The following is a 400-nucleotide window of genomic DNA, read 5'->3' as shown; positions in this document are numbered from 1 at the left end:
TCCTACAGGGGACTTTCACCCCATTAGTTCACGCCCATGCTGGGCGTACCAAGTTGCTGTTGCCGCAGGACTGGACCTCGCTCTCGCTCGGCCTGTGTTGGCAACGTTATAAGCAACATCAAAAGGAGAGTTTGTTGTACCAATTATATTACTACCCTCTGAATGCCAGTATGGCTCCTCACTTCATGCTCGAAGAACTTAAGGTAGATTTTGAATTAATCATTGTAGATAGAAAAAGTAATGCACAAAAATCCTCTGATTATTTAGTTTTAAATCCAGCAGGCAGAATCCCAACATTAATTGACAGTGGCTTTGCAATTTTTGAAAGTCCTGCGATTTGCGTGCATTGTAACTATTCAGCACTAAATACAAAGTTTCCCAAAAAATATATTCATGAGAC

At 41.0% G+C, this 400-nt stretch carries 1 protein-coding gene; it reads left to right on the top strand.

Annotation, left to right across the window (positions count from 1 at the left end):
• Nucleotides 1-400, top strand: a 400-nt coding sequence (locus MO867_RS22710; protein ID WP_252473401.1) for a glutathione S-transferase N-terminal domain-containing protein, incomplete at both ends; no start/stop codon positions are given.

Origin of the sequence: Microbulbifer okhotskensis (assembly GCF_023895975.1) — a bacterium.
In the GTDB taxonomy this organism is placed as follows: domain Bacteria; phylum Pseudomonadota; class Gammaproteobacteria; order Pseudomonadales; family Cellvibrionaceae; genus Microbulbifer; species Microbulbifer okhotskensis.
Note: the sequence above shows the minus strand (reverse complement) of the source record. Positions and strands in the feature narration are given on the sequence as shown.